Source organism: Pseudomonas sp. PS01298 (assembly GCF_029959745.1).
GTDB classification, from domain to species: domain Bacteria; phylum Pseudomonadota; class Gammaproteobacteria; order Pseudomonadales; family Pseudomonadaceae; genus Aquipseudomonas; species Aquipseudomonas aylmerensis.
In genome coordinates, this window is sequence record NZ_JASCPP010000067.1 from 21237 (window position 1) to 38309 (window position 17073).

Here is a 17073-nt window from a genome sequence, read left to right on the forward strand (position 1 = left end):
CCGCCAACCCTCATCAGCTCCGTTCTGCAGGCGTAAAACTTTGAAAGCAGCTTCTGTGAGGAATGCCGGCAGCGCTGGCTTTGCGGCCCAAAAAGCCCCCGAGCGCATGCGTGCCGATCATTTCTGGATGAGCGTCCCGTGGGACCACTGATGAGGGTAATAACTGTGCTTGAAGCCTACCGCAAACATATCGAAGAGCGTGCCGCCCTGGGTATCGTTCCCCAGCCGCTTAACGCCGAACAAACCGCAGGCCTGGTCGAGCTGCTGAAAAATCCTCCGGCTGGCGAAGAAGAATTCCTCGTTGACCTGATCACCAACCGCATTCCACCAGGTGTTGACGAAGCTGCCTACGTCAAGGCCGGTTTCCTGTCTGCCCTGGCCAAGGGCGAAGCCACTTCCCCCCTGATCAGCAAGCAACGCGCTGTTGAACTGCTTGGCACCATGCAAGGCGGCTACAACATCGTGACGTTGGTCGAGCTGCTGGACGACGCCACCCTGGCACCTGTCGCTGCTGCCCAACTCAAGCACACCCTGTTGATGTTCGATGCGTTCCACGACGTCGCTGAAAAAGCCCGTAACGGCAACGAACACGCCAAGGCCGTAATCCAGTCCTGGGCCGACGGCGAGTGGTTCAAGAACCGTCCGACCCTGGCCGACAAGATCAGCCTGCGCGTGTTCAAGGTCACCGGCGAAACCAACACCGACGACCTGTCCCCTGCCCCGGACGCCTGGTCGCGCCCTGACATCCCGCTGCACGCCCTGGCCATGCTGAAAATGGCTCGCGAAGGCATCGTGCCGGACGAGCAAGGCAAGACCGGCCCGATGAAGCAGATCGAAGAGATGCGCGGCCAAGGCTTCCCGATCGCCTACGTCGGTGACGTAGTCGGTACCGGTTCGTCGCGTAAATCGGCGACCAACTCGGTACTGTGGTTCTTCGGCGACGACGTCCCCTACGTGCCGAACAAGCGCGCTGGCGGCTTCTGCTTCGGCAGCAAGATCGCTCCAATCTTCTACAACACCATGGAAGATGCCGGCGCCCTGCCGATCGAATTCGACGTCACCAACATGAACATGGGCGACGTGATCGACCTGTACCCACATGCTGGCAAAGTCACCAAGCACAACAGCGACGAAGTACTGACCACCTTCGAAATGAAGACGCCAGTACTGTTGGACGAAGTCCGTGCCGGCGGTCGTATCCCGCTGATCATCGGCCGTGGCCTGACCGAGAAGGCTCGCGCCGAGCTGGGCCTGCCGCCTTCGACCCTGTTCAAGCTGCCGGAAGCACCGGCTGAAAGCACCAAGGGCTTCACCCTGGCGCAGAAAATGGTCGGCCGTGCCTGCGGCCTGGCAGAAGGCAAAGGCGTTCGTCCTGGCACCTACTGCGAACCGAAGATGACCACCGTGGGTTCCCAGGACACCACCGGTCCAATGACCCGTGACGAACTGAAAGACCTGGCGTGCCTGGGCTTCTCGACCGATCTGGTAATGCAGTCCTTCTGCCACACCGCGGCTTACCCCAAGCCGATCGACGTGACCACCCACCACACCCTGCCTGACTTCATCATGACCCGTGGCGGTGTATCGCTGCGTCCAGGCGACGGCATCATCCACAGCTGGCTGAACCGCATGCTGCTGCCGGACACCGTCGGTACCGGTGGTGACTCCCACACCCGTTTCCCGATGGGCATCTCGTTCCCGGCCGGTTCTGGTCTGGTCGCGTTCGCCGCAGCCACTGGCGTAATGCCACTGGACATGCCGGAATCGATCCTGGTGCGCTTCAAAGGCAAAATGCAACCTGGCATCACCCTGCGTGACCTGGTGCACGCCATTCCTTACTACGCGATCCAGGCTGGCCTGCTGACCGTAGAGAAGAAAGGCAAGAAAAACGCCTTCTCCGGCCGCATCCTGGAGATCGAAGGCCTGAACGACCTGACCCTGGAGCAGGCTTTCGAGCTGTCCGACGCCTCGGCGGAACGTTCGGCTGCCGGTTGCACCATCAAGCTGTCCAAGGACTCCGTCACCGAGTACCTGAACTCCAACATCACCCTGCTTCGCTGGATGATCGGCGAAGGCTACGGCGATGCACGCACCCTGGAACGTCGTGCTCAAGCGATGGAAGCCTGGGTTGCCAACCCGGAGCTGATGGAAGCCGATGCCGACGCCGAATACGCCGAAATCATCGAGATCGACCTGGCCGAAATCAACGAGCCGATCCTCTGCGCACCGAACGACCCGGACGATGCCCGTCTGCTGTCGAGCGTTGCCGGCGAGAAGATCGACGAAGTGTTCATCGGTTCGTGCATGACCAACATCGGTCACTTCCGCGCTGCCGGCAAGTTGCTGGAACAGGTCAAGGGTCAGCTGCCAACCCGTCTGTGGCTGTCGCCGCCGACCAAGATGGACGCTCACCAACTGACCGAAGAAGGCTACTACGGCATCTACGGCAAGGCTGGCGCGCGCATGGAAATGCCGGGCTGCTCGCTGTGCATGGGTAACCAGGCACGTGTAGAACCGAACTCGACCGTAGTGTCGACGTCGACCCGTAACTTCCCGAACCGTCTGGGTGACGGCGCGAACGTCTACCTGGCGTCCGCCGAGCTGGCGGCAGTTGCCTCCACGCTGGGTCGCCTGCCGACGGTTGAAGAGTACATGGGCTACGCAGCGAAACTGGACACCATGGCCAGTGACGTTTACCGCTACCTGAACTTCGACCAGATCGCTGAGTTCCGCAAGATCGCAGCCAGCGCCAACATCCCGGTGATTCAAGCCTAAGGGTGTGTTGACGTAAAAGGCGCCGCGTACCGCAAGGTACGCGGCGTTTTTTTTGCAAGCCTCAAGCCTCAAGCTTCAAGCTTGTGCTGGCCTCCAGCGCCAGTTGCACCGCGCCGTCGACGCTCAGGCCGCTGAGCAGCACCTGCGGCGCCAACGCCTCGGGCAGTCCCTGCAGCACCTCGCGGGCGTCATGCCGCACACGGGCCAGCACCAGGCGCTTACCCTCCCCGCGCACCTGGGCAAAAAAACCTGCCAGTGCTTCGATACTGGTGCCATCAAGGTCCGGCGACTCTTCCAGGCTCAGCACCACTGCGTCGACCGGAGACTGACGCATCAAGCGCAACGCCGCGCCCAGGATGCGCTCGGCATTCGCGAAAAACAGCGCCTCACTGGGCCGCACGATCAATACCCCGGGCACTGCAACGGCATCGGGATGGTGCAGGCGATCGACAAAGTCGTGGCTGTTGCCCAGGCGCCCGAGCACCTGCAGGTCGGCTGAGGACATCTGGCGCAACATCAGCATCACGCTGATTGCAACCGACACCAGCAAGCCATCCAGCACGCCGAGCACCAGCACGGCCGCCACCGCGCAGACCACCAGCAGCCGATCGCGCCGCCAAATGAAATAACGCCCCAGGGGTTGCAGGCTCAAGCCTCGGCCCAAGGCATAGATGACAACGGCCGCCAGCACCGGCTCCGGGGTGAGCGCGACATACGGCAACACCGTCAGCACAATCACCAGGATCACCAGCGCGGCGAAGATTCCCGCCAAGCGCGAGTAGGCACCGGCCGCCTCGTTGGCCGAAGTCGCCGAGTAACCGGCTCCCGCCGGCATGCCGTGGAACAGCCCGGACACCAGGTTGGCCGCACCGAGCGCGAGCAGATCACGGTTGGATGACACCCGGTCGCCATGCTTGAGGGCGAATGAGCTGATGGAACCGTAGGACTCGGCGTACAGGATCATCACCAGCGCAAACGCCAATTCCCCCAGGCGTAGCCAGTCGGCGAACGGCAACACCGGCAAATGCCCCAGCTCCAGGCGCAGGTCGATCATGCCGATCAAGGCCACGCCGTGGGCCTGCAGGTTCAGGTATTGCCCGGCCGCGATGCCAAGCACCACGACCACCAGCCCGCCAGGCACGCGCGGCATGCGTGCACACACCCAGAGCAGCAGCAACGCCACCCCGGCCACCATGGCCGCCGGCCAGTTCCACTGTGGCAGTTGCTCGAGCAATTGCGGCAGGAAGCGGACCAGGTTGTTATCGGTCAAGTGCACGCCTACCACACTCGCCAACTGCTTGAGGATGATGGTCAGCGCCAGGCCGAAGGCAAAGCCACGTAACACCGGCTTGGCGATAAACGAGGTGACGCCGCCGAGTTTGAACAGCCCGGCCAGCAGGAAAAACACCCCGGTGACCAGCACCAGCCCGAACGCCAGGGACAGCCGCAGGGCCGGGTCATCTGCGGCCAGGCTGGACGTTGCGGCCGCCAACACCGCCGCCGAAGACGAGGTGGCCGAGACAATCGCAAAACGGCTGGTGCCGAACAGGCCGTAGCACACCAGGCCGGCGAACAAGGCAATCACCCCGGCCTGGGGCGGCAGCGCGGCGATGCTCGAATAGGCCACGGCTTCCGGCAGCAGCAGGCCGGCAATCGATAAGCCGGCGAGCAGGTCCTGGGTACGGGTGGGCGGCGCAGCCACGGGAGTAGCAGGTTCAGTGTTCAAGCGGCCCGACCATCCTGGCAAATGAGGTGCGTCAGCTTAGCCTGCATTGAGGTTTTTCGAGCGCAAAAAAAAGCCGATTCGCGGCCTGCGCGAATCGGCTTTTTGGCGTGAGTCCCGCGGTCAGGACAGCAGCGAGTAAATCAACGCGGTAATCGCCACCAGGCCGACCGCCGTGACAAACACGTTGGACGCCTGCCCACGGTACTTGGCCATCGCCGGTACCTTGCGGATCGCGTACATCGGCATCAGGAACAGGATCGACGCGATGATCGGGCCGCCCAGGGTCTCGATCATGCCGAGGATGCTCGGGTTGAGCGTGGCGACGATCCAGCACACCACCAGCATGAACGCGGCGGTGATGCGGTCCAGGGTCTTCGCAGCCGGGCGCCGGCCGCTCTTGAGCACCAGGCCCTTGAGGCCTTCGCTGGCACCGATGTAGTGACCGAGGAACGACTTGGCAATCGCCACGAACGCGATCAACGGCGCGGCGAACTCGATGGTCGGGTTGTTGAAGTGGTTGGCCAGGTACGACAGGATCGACAGGTTCTGCGCTTTCGCTTCGGCCAGTTGCGCCGGCGACAGGGTCAGCACGCAGCTGAACACGAAGAACAGCACCATCACCACCATCAACAGGTGCGCGCGGGACAGGATCTGCGAGCTGCGCTCATCGGCGTGGGCACCGTACTGGCGCTTCTGGTCCACCGCGAAGGCCGAGATGATCGGCGAGTGGTTGAACGAAAACACCATCACCGGGATTGCCAGCCACAGCGTATTGAGCAGCGCGGACGGCGCCGGCACCACACTGGCGGTGCTGAGGATGCCGCCCGTCCAGTGAGGGATCAGGTACACCGCCAGGAACAGCAAGGCGACGATAAACGGGTACACCATCAGGCTCATGGCCTTGACGATTACCTGCTCGCCGCACCGCACCACAGCCAGCAAGCCGAGGATCAGCACCAACGACAGGATCGCGCGTGGCGGCGGCATGATATGCAGTTGATGCTCCATGAAGCTGCCGACGGTGTTGGTCAGCGCCACGCTGTAGATCAGCAGGATCGGGAAGATTGCGAAGAAGTACAGCAAGGTGATCAGCGCACCGGCGCGGATGCCGAAGTGCTCCTCGACCACGTCGGTGATGTCGGAGCCTTCGCGGCCGGACAATACGAAACGGGTCAGGCCACGGTGGGCAAAGAACGTCATCGGGAAGGCCAGCACCGCCAGGATCACCAGGGGCCAGAAGCCGCCCAGGCCGGCATTGATCGGCAGGAACAAGGTACCGGCGCCAATGGCGGTGCCGAACAGGCCAAGCATCCAGGTGGTGTCCTGGCGGCTCCAGCTTGTGAGGGTTGCAGGTGTCGTTGCATAGCGTTCGTCGACGCTATTGGCCTGATCATTCATCCGGTCGGATCTCCGCATTTACATAGCCGGGACGAGTCAGAAAAACCTGACAGGCAGCGCCCCGACCATAGAAGGGGCGTGATTGTCCGGGATTCTCTTGAATAAGCAAAGACTTAGCTGAGGAACGGTTTGCCGGTGCAGCCGCTCCAGGGCCGCCCTGGGCGATGGTTGCCGGGAATACTGAAACCGTTTCGAGCGATTGCAGCGTGCTATTCGTGAATGCAGCCAAGTCCTGGCGTATTAACTGGACTCGATGTATTTAGAGAACCTACCTACAACTCAATCAGACACTAACGACTATCTAAATAAAATAATAAGCACACCACCACGACAATTGTTACATAAGCCTACACAGCCATTGAGTCACCGCCAAACTTGAAACTAATATCGCCCGCAGCCGACCCGAAGAAAAACAACAACACCGCTCATTTAAAACAACAGGAGTTCGACCATGCGAAGACTTAATGCTGTATTTACCAGCCTGTTACTCAGCTATTTTCTCATCCCGCACGCCAGTGCCACAGAACATGTGTTACCTGAAGCGGACATTCACGCGCTGGCGTCTTCGCCGCAATGGCTAACCACCAAAGTCTATATCGAAGGCGAGCCGGACAAGGACGTCAAGGCCAACTACCCCGGCGTCGTCGGCCTATCCATGTGGGATCCACTGCGCAATCGCTATGAGTTCTTCTACACCGACACCGGCCGCTCAAAGCATGCCGATGGCGGCGGCGGATACTTCATGGTCACGGGCGACCGCAAGACGCATATCCTGATCCCGGACCTCGGCCCGAATCGAACCATCGTCAGGCGCCTGGAGAAACTTGATAACAGCGAATTCACTTACTCTCGCGAAGTTCCGCGCGACATGATCCCCACACAACCTCCCGTACGCATTTACGTAGTACACGCTACGTATAAAGGCCCGCTCAAGACAGCCATGTCGAATTAATTAAACATTGATGTTTAGCACTCTTCCAAACAACAAAGAACAAGGTGCCCGACCATGAATAGACGCAACCCTCTTCGTTTGCTGTTAATACCTGCTCTGCTGGCCGCCGCGCTGTTGCCCGCTGCAGCGACCGTTGCCGCGCCGCCAGAAAAAAATACGGCCATCACTGCCGATAACGCGGTCATGTTGACCGTGTTTCTTAAACACGATCAGTCGCGCCCTCTGGGCGAGCTGAAGACGCAACTGGCCAAACAAGCGTTTCACGCCGTATTCCCACCCGCCGGGGTGGAGGTGCTGAGCTGGAACATCACCATGGGCATCGGCCAGGTCGTCGTGCTGCGCCTGCCGGCCTCGCGCCTGGCAGAGGTCAACCTGGCAATCGAAAACAGCGCGTGGGGGGTGTACACCACGGAATTTTTCCCCACCTACAATTTCATGCCCATCGCACAAGCCGAGCAGGACAAGGCGCGACGCAGCGCCCCGCAGTGATCGCCTGAGCGCTGCTGCGCCCCGAATGCGGCCAGGGGCGCAACACGTGCGACCTCTGGGGACTAATACATTCCCGCACAAATCTATTTTAGAATGACGCCCGTTGCTGTAGTTTTCATACAGCACCCGCCATTCTTCCTGTGAGCCCCGCCATGCCTCGCGTTTCCCGCAAACAAGCCGAACTCAACCGTGAAATCATCGTCGAGGCCGCCACGCACCTGTTTCGTGAGCGGGGGTTGCACGGCATCACCCTGTCGGATGTGATGGCCGCGGCCGGCCTGACCCACGGCGGCTTCTACGGCCACTTCGCGTCCAAGGAAGCCTTGGCCACGGAGGCCTGCCAGCAGGCCTTCGAGCACGCGAACCTGGGCTGGCAGGAAAAGATCCGCACCAGCGAAGATCGGCAAGCGGCGCGCCAGGCAGTCCTGGCCCCCTATCTGTCGGCGGCCCACCGCGACAACCCGGGTGACGGCTGCCCGATTTCAGCGTTCACCCCGGATATGTGCCACGAGCCCGCCGGCACAGCGCTGCAGCACACTTTCATAGACGGGGTCGAAAAGTCGCTGGAGATCTTTGCCCAGCTTCAGGATGAGGATCGCCAGGCGATGCTGGCGAAATACGCGATGATGATCGGCGCCGTCACTCTCGCCCGTGCGACACGCGGCAATCAGCTGTCGGACGAATTCCTTGAGGCCGTACGAAACACCTTGTTGCCCGTTGACAGCCCCGCGCCTGTCCCAGCATGATCGGGCCATGAACCTGATTGCGCAGTACCTCACCCGTACCACCACCACGACCGCTCAAGGCGGGTCGTGCGGTGGCTGTGGGTGCTTGAACTAAACATCCGCAGATTCAACCCAAGGCCCCGCCAGCAATGGACGGGGCCTTTTTATTGCTCCGCCACCTGGCAATCACAAGGAGCAACACCATGGCTGACGCCCTGCTGATCATCGATATGCAAACCGGCCTGTACGATGGCCCGGAGAAACCCTTCGAACGCGAGCGGGTGCTGGACACCATCAATCAGCTGATCCAGCGCGCACGCGCGGCCCACGCGCCGATCTTCGTGGCCCGCCACACCGGTCCGGCGGGTTCTCCAATCGCCGCAGGCAGCCCGTTCTGGCAGCTGTGGCCTGCGCTGGACGTCGATGCGGCCCGCGATCAGCTCTTCGACAAGACTCGCCCGAGTTGCTTCCTGGGCACCGACCTGGCGCAGCAACTGCACGCCGCGCAGGTCAAGCAACTGGTGATCGCCGGGATGAAAACCCAATTCTGCATCGACACCACGTGCCGGGTGGCCGTGGAGCTGGGCTTTGGCGTGGTACTGCCGGAAGACGCGCACACTTGCATGGACACCCCGGCGCTGAAGGCCGAGGCGATTATCGAGCACCACAACGCCACGCTGGCGGGCGCCTTTGTACAGCGGGTGAAAGCGGCCGAGGTCAGTTTCTGAACCGGCACGCGCTCGCCTTCGACCCTGCATTTTTTCTGACGCGGCGAAACGATATTACTTACAAATCGCGCATACTCGTCCCTTCAAACCCTTCAGGAAGAGCGTTCCGATGACCACCACTGTTCTGGTCCTGGTTGAAACCATCAACGAATACCTGCAAATCATCGAGAGCAATGACTTTCATGTGATCCTCGCGCCGACGCCGGCCGAACGTGCCCAGGCCATCAAGGCCCATGGCGGACAGATCAAGGCGGTGCTGACGCGCGGCCCACTGGGGTTGTATGCCGAGGAAATCGCCGCCCTGCCGCTGCTGGAGATCATCTGCGTGATCGGCGCCGGCTACGAACACGTGGACCTGCAGGCCGCGAGCAACCGCGGCATCGTGGTGACCAACGGCGCCGGGGTCAACGCGCCGTCGGTGGCCGACCACGCCATGGCGCTGCTGCTGTCGCTGGTACGCGGCATCCCGCAGACCGATGCGGCGGTGCGGCGCAGCGAGTGGCCCAAGGTGATGCGCCCGTCCCTGGGTGGCAAGCAACTGGGGATTCTCGGGCTCGGCGCCGTAGGCCTGGAAATCGCCAAGCGCGCAGCCCTGGGTTTCGGCATGGAAGTGAGTTACCACAACCGCCAGCCGCGCGATGATGTCGACTACACCTACTGCGCCACCGCAGTGGAGCTGGCGCGCAACTCGGACTTCCTGATCCTGGCCACGCCCGGCGGCGCCAGCACTCGCCACCTGATCGACCGCAATGCCCTCGACGCCCTGGGCCCCAACGGTTACCTGGTGAATATCGGCCGCGGCAGCGTGGTGGTCACCGCCGACCTGGTCGCGGCCCTTGAGCAACGCCGTATCGGCGGCGCCGCGCTGGACGTGTTCGACGACGAGCCGAAGGTGCCCGACGCCCTCAAGCGCCTGAGCAATACCGTGCTCACCTCGCACGTGGCCGGCCTGTCGCCCGAAGCCGCCCACGACACCGTGCAGCGCGTGGCCGACAACCTGGTGGAATACTTTGCCGGCCGCCCGGTGCTCACGCCGGTGACCCTGCCAGCGCCCGAAAAATGACCGATCAGGCACGCTGATTATCGTCCAACACGCTAACCTATTAAGCCGCCCCGACCTTGTCGCTGGGCGGTGGTGCGCATTAGATTAGGAAATAGTCCGAGGCCTTTAGAATAAGCAGAAGGGATAAGCATGGCGCTGAACGACCAATCGACCCAGATTCGCCCAGGCGAAGAACTTGATGCCAGCCTGATCGATCCCTACCTCAAGGCCCATATCCCGGGCCTGAGTGGCACGCCCACGATCAGCCAGTTTCCGGGTGGTGCGTCGAACCTGACCTACCTGCTGGAATACCCCGGCCAGGAATTCGTGCTGCGCCGTCCACCGTTTGGCCACAAAGCCAAGTCCGCCCATGACATGGGCCGCGAATACCGCATTCTCAACCAGCTCAAAGATGGCTTCCCGTATTGCCCCAAGGCTTATGTGCATTGCACCGACGAGGCGGTGATCGGTGCCGAGTTCTACGTGATGGAGCGCGTCAACGGCATCATCCTGCGCTCCGACCTGCCAGCCGAACTGGGCCTGGACGCGACCAGGACCGAGGCACTGTGCAAGAGTTTTATCGACAAGTTCGTCGAACTCCACCAGGTCGACTACAACGCCTGTGGTCTGGCCGACCTCGGCAAACCCGAAGGCTACGTCGAGCGGCAGATCCGTGGCTGGAGCGACCGCTACGAAAAAGCCCTGACCCCCGACGCGCCGAGCTGGGAAAAAGTCCGCGCCTGGCTCAACGACAAGATGCCGGCCGACCACCCGACCTCGAGCATCGTGCACAACGACTACCGCTTCGATAACGTGATCCTCGACCCTCATAACCCGATGCAGATCATCGGCGTTCTGGACTGGGAACTGACCACCCTCGGCGACCCGCTGATGGACCTGGGCAACACCCTCGCCTACTGGATCGAGGCCGGCGACCCGGCGCCCGTGCAACTGATGCGCCGCCAGCCGAGCAATGCCCCCGGCATGCTTACCCGCCGCGAGTTCGTCGATTACTACGCTGAACGCGCCGGGATCCAGATCGACAATTTCGATTTCTACTACACCTACGGCCTGTTCCGCCTGGCCGGCATCGTGCAGCAGATCTACTACCGCTTCTTCCATGGCCAGACCCAGGACAAACGCTTTGCGCAGTTCATCCACATGAACAAGCTGCTGGAGCAGATGAGCCTGAATGTCATCGGCAAATCCGCGCTCTGATTGCACATAACAAGGAATCCCCATGTCCAAGACCAACCTGTTCGACCTCGACGGCAAGATCGCTTTTGTGTCCGGCGCCAGCCGTGGCATCGGTGAGGCCATCGCCAAGTTGCTGGCCCAGCAAGGCGCCCACGTGATCGTCTCCAGCCGCAAGCTGGAGGGCTGCCAACACGTGGCGGACGCGATCATCGCCGACGGCGGCAAGGCCACGGCCATTGCCTGCCACATCGGTGAAATGGAGCAGATCACCCAGGTCTTCGCCGGCATTCGCGAGCAGTTCGGGCGCCTGGATATCCTGGTAAACAACGCCGCCACCAACCCACAGTTCTGCAACGTGCTGGACACCGACCTCGGCGCGTTCCAGAAGACCGTCGACGTGAACATTCGCGGCTACTTCTTCATGTCGGTGGAAGCCGGCAAGCTGATGCGCGAAAACGGTGGCGGCAGCATCATCAACGTGGCGTCGATCAACGGCATTTCGCCGGGCGTGTTCCAGGGCATCTACTCGGTGACCAAGGCCGCCGTGATCAACATGACCAAGGTGTTCGCCAAGGAGTGCGCGGCGTTCGGCATTCGCTGCAACGCCCTGCTGCCGGGCTTGACCGACACCAAGTTCGCCTCGGCGCTGGTGAAAAACGATTCGATCCTGAAGATGGCCCTGGCGCAGATCCCGCTCAAGCGCGTGGCGGCCCCCAGCGAAATGGCCGGCGCGGTGCTGTACCTGGCCAGCGATGCCTCCAGCTACACCACCGGCGTGTCGCTGAATGTGGACGGCGGTTTCCTGTCCTGATCAAGCATTCGGCGGTTGCTGCCGAAAACTCACCGCCAGGCGGTTCCAGCCACTGATGCTGGACACCGCCATGGTCAGGTCCACCAGTTCCTGCTCGCTGAATTCCACACGCACTGCCGCGAACAGCTCATCTGAAACGCTGGAGGTCGGCAGCGACGCCACCGACTCGCTCCAGGCCAACGCGGCCTTCTCCCGCGCCGTGAAAAACGGCGAATCGCGCCACACGCACAGGGCAAACAGACGTCGCTCAGTCTCACCGCGCTGACGCGCCGCCATTGAATGCATGTCGGTGCAAAACCCACAGTGGTTGAGCTGCGAGACGCGAATCTTGATCAGCTCCAGCAACGACTGTTCGATGGACAGGCCAAAGATCGCTGCCTCCAGCACGAGCATGCCCTTGAGCGCTTGCGGCGAGGCGGTGTAGTAATCCAGACGAGGTTCCATGGGGTGGCTCTCAGGCAGCGAATGCAATCACAACCTAGCCTAGAGCCCTTAAGGCATAAGCCCTATAGCCAATCCGGTGGTTTACGCAGAGACCATTTTGAGCGCGCCTCGCGAGCGAGTAGTCTTGGCGCAGATTGAATGCTCCTGGGTGAAACATGGAACTGCACATCGTGATCCACGGCCGCAAGGATCTGGCCGAACAGTTGTACCAGCAGTTGCGTGAAGCCATCGGTTCCGGACGCCTGGCCGCCGGTGCGCAATTGCCGCCCAGCCGCTTGCTCGCCGAACAGTTGGGCGTGTCCCGCAAGACCGTCTCGGACACCTACGCGACCCTGACCTACGAAGGCCTGCTGGTCGGCAAGACCGGCCGTGGCACCTTCGTCAACGCCCGCGCGCCACAGACCGAACGCCTGCAAACCGGCGCCGACCTGGCCTGCGCTGCCAACCTGGCGACCTGGCAGGCGCTACCCTCGCCCATGCGCCACCCCACGCGCGACAGCACCTTACGCTACGAATTTATCGGCGGCGCCACCAGCCGCCATCAGTTCCCGCAGGATGAATGGCGACGTTGCACCCAGGACGCGCTGCGGCGCATCGCACAGAACAGTGGGTTCTACAGCCAGCCCGAAGGCTTGCCGGCACTGCGCAGTGCCATCGCCGGGCACATTGCGTTTTCACGCGGGGTCAACTGCCGTGACACCGACATCATCGTCACCAATGGCGCGCAGCAGGCCCTGGACCTGATCGCGCGGGTGGTGCTGGAGCCGGGCAGCATTGTCGCCATGGAAGACCCCGGCTACAGCCCCGCGCGCCAGTTGTTCATGGCCATGGGCGCGAACGTCGCGAGTGTGCCGGTGGATGCGCAGGGGATTCAGGTCGAGCAGATCCCGGCCGGCACGCGGCTGATCTACGTCACGCCGTCGCACCAATTCCCACTGGGCATGCCCATGAGCCTGCCGCGCCGGGAAGCCTTGTTGGCACGGGCGCTGGAACTGGGCGCGATCATCATCGAGGACGACTACGACAGCGAATTCCGCTACGAAGGCCGGCCCACCGATTCGCTGCAGAGCATGGACACCCGTGGCCTGGTGACTTACGTCGGGACCTTCTCGAAAACCCTGTTGCCGGAGCTGCGCCTGGGTTATGCGGTGCTGCCACCGGCGATCTACGGCGCGGTGCTCAAGGCCAAGCAATTGACCGACCAGCACAGCTCGACCCTGCCCCAGTGGGCGCTGGCCAAGTTCATCAGCGAAGGCTACCTGCTCAAGCACATTCGCCGCTGCCACACGGTGTACGCCGGGCGCCGCGAACGCATCCTGCAACGCCTGGCGGGCGACCTGTCGCCGTGGTTCGAAGCGGTGCCGACCGTGGCCGGGTTCCACATGGCGGCGCTGTGCAAAGTGCCGGTGAATATTGCGCTGCTGATGCAGTTGGCGCGCCAGGTGGAAGTGGGCCTGTACCCGCTCGACGTGTTCTTCCACGACGCGCCGGTACGCCCGGGCCTGATCATCGGTTTTGGGGCGATCGAGACGCTGGACATCGACCCGGCACTGGACAAGGTGCGCGACATTCTCCAGCAGATTGGCTAACGGCTTTTCCGCCGGATTGGACATTGGTGCTGGCGCAACCAGGCTCTAGCCTGTGCACTCCCCCAGACTCTGGAGACCCTCGCCATGACCGAATGCGCCTTCAACACTGTTCATGTCCGCGCGGCTGCCGGGCGCTCGACGCAACTGGGCCAGCGCCTGGGGCAGATCGCCGAAGCCGTGCGCAGCGCCCCCGGTTGCCTCGACTATGCCGTACAACGCAGCCAGCAAGACCCCGACCTGTGGACCGTCAAGGGCCGCTGGGCGTGTGCTGCGCAGCTCTTGGCGCACTTCGAGCTGCCCGCCCTGCAAGGCTTTATCGCGCTCACCGCTGAACAACTGGCCAGCCGCCTGCACTTCGACCATTGAGCGATTGGTCTCCTGGCCTTTGCCAGGATTGGTCATTGGTCGCCCGGGGCACGCGGCGTAGGGTGAAGAGGTCTCGAACTTCTCGGAAACTTCGCCATGAAACGACTGCTCGCCACCACCCTGATGCTCGCCTCCTTCAGCGCCTTCGCCCATGAACCCGTGTACAACCAGGAATCGATCAAGGTGCTGCAGGAGCACGCCCTGACCAATGTGCCCGGCAAGAAAACCATCATGCTCACCGTCGACTACGCCCCCGGCCAGGCCACCGTGCCGCATAGCCACACCGGCACCGCCGTGGCCTACGTGCTGGAAGGCGCGATCACCTCGCGGGTGAATGATGAGAAGGCCGTGACCTACAAGGTCGGCGAGTCGTTCTACGAGCCGGCCGGCTCGCGGCACTTTGAATCGAGCAATGCCAGCCAGACCCAGCCGGCCAAGCTGCTGGTGGTGATGGTGCTGGATGACAAGGCCGAGGTGCTGACGCCGCTGAAGCAATAATCCTCCCCGCCACTGCAGGCGCTGGCGAGCCGGCGCCTCCAGGTTCAGCCGGGTTCAGGGGCGTTTGAACTGGCGGCGCAGGTCGTCGATCCGGGGCCGGCACGCGCAGCCTTCGAGGTGGTCGTTGACCATGCCCATCGCCTGCATCAGCGCGTACATCGTGGTCGGCCCGACGAAGGTCCAGCCGCGCTTCTTCAACGCCTTGGACAAACGCACCGATGCCGGTGAAGTCGGGTTGCCGGTCCAGTACGCCATGTCGACCACGGCCGGACGCTCCGTCTCGTCGGGCTCGAACGCCCACAACCAGCGCGCCAGCGAACCGGTCTCGTCGACCAGTTCACACGCCCTGCGCGCATTGTTGATGGTCGAGACGATCTTCGCGCGATTGCGCACGATGCCTGGGTCCTGCATCAGTCGCTCGATATCGGCCTCGCCATACTGCGCCACCCGGCGAAAATCAAAGCCTTCGAATGCCACGCGAAACTGCTCGCGCTTGCGCAGGATGGTGATCCAGGCCATGCCCGCCTGAAAGCCTTCCAGGCAGATTTTTTCATACAGCTGGATGTCATCCGCCACCGGCACGCCCCACTCATGGTCGTGGTAACGCGGGTACTGCGGCGCAGCCGTGCGCCAACTGCAGTGGGTCTGCCCGGTTGCATCCGTGGTCAGTCCGGGTTTATCCATCCATCACCTCCAAAGCCAAGCGGCGGATGATAAGCGAAAAAAATTCCCCTCCGCCAACCGCTCAAGCATCGGTGTTGGCGACCAACTGGTCAGACCGGGACTTGTCAACCGTCCAAGAATGACTTGTTATTTCAAAAAAACCCGGCGTAGACTGGCCGCGCACTGGACTTACCGGTATGACCACAACAATTAAGCCCTGGAACCACCAGGGCACCGAATAGAGATCCCTCCCATGCTCAGATGGTGCTCGCGTTCGATTTTCCTGCAAGTCGTGATTGGCCTGGCTCTAGGCATAATCTGCGGCCTGGCCCTTCCCGAATTCTCCTCGCAACTCAAACCCCTGGGTGACGGCTTTATCAAGCTGATCAAAATGCTGATTGGCCTGATCGTATTCTGCGTGGTGGTCAGCGGTATTTCCGGTGCCGGCGACTTGAAGAAAGTCGGGCGCATCGGCCTCAAGTCGGTGATCTACTTTGAAGTCCTCACCACCGTCGCGTTGGTGATCGGCCTGATCATGGCCTTCAGCACCGGGATCGGCACCGGCGCCAATATCCACCTGGAGCAGTTGTCCTCCGCCGGCCTCAATGAACTGGCGGACAAGGGCCAGCATATCCGTGGCACCAGCCAATTCCTGATGGACCTGATCCCCAACTCGGTGATCGGCGCCTTCGCAGACAACAATGTGCTGCAGGTGCTGCTGTTCTCGGTGTTGTTCGGCAGCGCCCTGAACCTGGTTGGCGAAGCCGCTTCCGGCATCTCGCGGCTGATCAACGAGCTGAGCCATATCATCTTCCGCATCATGGGCATGATCGTGCGCCTGGCCCCCATCGGCGTATTCGGCGCGATCGCCTTCACCACCAGCACCTACGGCCTGGATTCCCTGCAACACCTGGGCAGCCTGGTCGGCCTGTTCTACCTGACGTGCTTTGCCTTCGTCGCCGTGATCCTCGGCCTGGTCATGCGCCTGTCGGGCCTGCGCATGCTGCCGCTGCTCAAGTACCTGCGCGAAGAGCTGCTGATCGTGATGGGCACCGCCTCCTCCGACGCCGTGCTGCCACAGATCATGCGCAAGCTCGAACACCTGGGCATCGGCAGCTCCACCGTGGGCCTGGTGATTCCGACCGGGTACTCGTTCAACCTCGACGGTTTCTCGATCTACCTGACCCTGGCCATCGTGTTTATCGCCAACGCCACCGGCACGCCGCTGTCGATGACCGACTTGCTGACTATCCTGCTGGTGTCGCTGATCACCTCCAAGGGCGCCCACGGCATCCCCGGCTCTGCGCTGGTAATCCTCGCTGCGACGCTGACGGCGATCCCGGCGATTCCGGTGGTCGGCCTGGTGCTGGTGCTGGCGGTGGACTGGTTCATGGGCATCGGCCGCGCACTGACCAACCTGATCGGCAACTGCGTCGCCACCGTGGCCATTGCCCGTTGGGAAAAAGACATCGATATCCAGCGCGCGAACAAAGTGCTCGACGGCCAGCAAGGCTATGCCTTCCAGGCCAAGAAGCCGGTACTGCCCGCGCACCAGGAGTTCTGACCGGTTTCATGAGCGGCACCGTTCAAATGTGGGAGCGGGCTTGCTCGCGAAAGCGCTGGGTCAGTCACAGATGTATTGACTGAATAACCGCATTCGCGAGCAAGCC

The 17073-nt window shown here is 62.2% G+C and carries 16 protein-coding genes; 12 read left to right on the forward strand and 4 right to left on the reverse strand.

From position 1 onward, the window contains the following. Positions 1–165 precede the first annotated feature (165 nt). Positions 166–2775: a bifunctional aconitate hydratase 2/2-methylisocitrate dehydratase gene (gene acnB, locus QMX97_RS21080; protein WP_065907939.1), complete on the forward strand. Its 2610-nt coding sequence runs from the start codon at positions 166–168 to the stop codon at positions 2773–2775. Positions 2776–2836: 61 nt separating this feature from the next. Here acnB and QMX97_RS21085 read toward each other — a convergent pair whose 3' ends face one another. Both QMX97_RS21085 and QMX97_RS21090 read right to left on the reverse strand, forming a co-directional pair. After that, a complete protein-coding gene (locus QMX97_RS21085; protein ID WP_282397540.1) occupies positions 2837–4501 on the reverse strand; it encodes a SulP family inorganic anion transporter in 1665 nt (554 codons plus the stop codon). A gap of 120 nt (positions 4502–4621) precedes the next feature. Further along, a complete protein-coding gene (locus QMX97_RS21090) occupies positions 4622–5899 on the reverse strand; it encodes a serine/threonine transporter (RefSeq protein ID WP_065907935.1) in 1278 nt (425 codons plus the stop codon). Positions 5900–6350: 451 nt separating this feature from the next. On the opposite strand from QMX97_RS21090, the gene QMX97_RS21095 reads away from it, so the two are divergent. The 7 genes from QMX97_RS21095 to QMX97_RS21125 all read left to right on the forward strand — a co-directional run bounded on the left by QMX97_RS21095 (position 6351) and on the right by QMX97_RS21125 (position 11843). Beyond that, the gene (locus QMX97_RS21095; protein WP_282397541.1) at positions 6351–6851 is read left to right on the forward strand and encodes a DUF4822 domain-containing protein; all 501 of its coding nucleotides are present in this window, start codon (positions 6351–6353) and stop codon (positions 6849–6851) included. Positions 6852–6905: 54 nt separating this feature from the next. After that, positions 6906–7340 (forward strand): hypothetical protein, encoded by a 435-nt coding sequence (locus tag QMX97_RS21100; protein ID WP_201144888.1) that lies wholly within the window; start codon positions 6906–6908, stop codon positions 7338–7340. 152 nt (positions 7341–7492) lie between these two features. Further along, a complete protein-coding gene (locus QMX97_RS21105) occupies positions 7493–8086 on the forward strand; it encodes a TetR/AcrR family transcriptional regulator (protein WP_282397542.1) in 594 nt (197 codons plus the stop codon). Between the two features lie 182 nt (positions 8087–8268). Further along, positions 8269–8793, forward strand: a complete 525-nt coding sequence (locus QMX97_RS21110) for a cysteine hydrolase family protein (protein ID WP_120448809.1) — start codon at positions 8269–8271, stop codon at positions 8791–8793. A 109-nt stretch (positions 8794–8902) separates the two neighbouring features. Further along, positions 8903–9856, forward strand: a complete 954-nt coding sequence (locus QMX97_RS21115) for a 2-hydroxyacid dehydrogenase (RefSeq protein ID WP_065907927.1) — start codon at positions 8903–8905, stop codon at positions 9854–9856. A 129-nt stretch (positions 9857–9985) separates the two neighbouring features. Beyond that, positions 9986–11053, forward strand: coding sequence for a phosphotransferase family protein (locus QMX97_RS21120; RefSeq protein ID WP_106803634.1), 1068 nt, complete (start codon positions 9986–9988; stop codon positions 11051–11053). A gap of 22 nt (positions 11054–11075) precedes the next feature. Further along, positions 11076–11843 carry an SDR family oxidoreductase gene (locus QMX97_RS21125; RefSeq protein WP_003190816.1) on the forward strand — a complete coding sequence of 256 codons (768 nt, stop codon included), beginning with the start codon at positions 11076–11078 and terminating at the stop codon, positions 11841–11843. Here the strand turns inward: QMX97_RS21125 and QMX97_RS21130 are convergent, their stop codons facing one another. Beyond that, positions 11844–12287 carry a carboxymuconolactone decarboxylase family protein gene (locus tag QMX97_RS21130; RefSeq protein WP_213552988.1) on the reverse strand — a complete coding sequence of 148 codons (444 nt, stop codon included), beginning with the start codon at positions 12285–12287 and terminating at the stop codon, positions 11844–11846. 155 nt (positions 12288–12442) lie between these two features. Between QMX97_RS21130 and QMX97_RS21135 the strand changes: the two genes are divergently transcribed. The 3 genes from QMX97_RS21135 to QMX97_RS21145 all read left to right on the forward strand — a co-directional run bounded on the left by QMX97_RS21135 (position 12443) and on the right by QMX97_RS21145 (position 14740). After that, entirely contained in the window at positions 12443–13876 is a 1434-nt protein-coding gene (locus QMX97_RS21135) for a PLP-dependent aminotransferase family protein (protein ID WP_282397543.1), read from the forward strand. An 84-nt stretch (positions 13877–13960) separates the two neighbouring features. After that, positions 13961–14242: an antibiotic biosynthesis monooxygenase family protein gene (locus QMX97_RS21140; RefSeq protein WP_065907918.1), complete on the forward strand. Its 282-nt coding sequence runs from the start codon at positions 13961–13963 to the stop codon at positions 14240–14242. Between the two features lie 96 nt (positions 14243–14338). Further along, positions 14339–14740 (forward strand): cupin domain-containing protein, encoded by a 402-nt coding sequence (locus QMX97_RS21145; protein WP_065907916.1) that lies wholly within the window; start codon positions 14339–14341, stop codon positions 14738–14740. A gap of 54 nt (positions 14741–14794) precedes the next feature. Here the strand turns inward: QMX97_RS21145 and QMX97_RS21150 are convergent, their stop codons facing one another. Continuing rightward, positions 14795–15424, reverse strand: a complete 630-nt coding sequence (locus tag QMX97_RS21150; RefSeq protein WP_282397544.1) for a DNA-3-methyladenine glycosylase I — start codon at positions 15422–15424, stop codon at positions 14795–14797. Positions 15425–15641: 217 nt separating this feature from the next. On the opposite strand from QMX97_RS21150, the gene QMX97_RS21155 reads away from it, so the two are divergent. Then, a complete protein-coding gene (locus QMX97_RS21155) occupies positions 15642–16967 on the forward strand; it encodes a C4-dicarboxylate transporter DctA (RefSeq protein ID WP_177343961.1) in 1326 nt (441 codons plus the stop codon). The last annotated feature ends 106 nt before the right edge of the window (positions 16968–17073 follow it).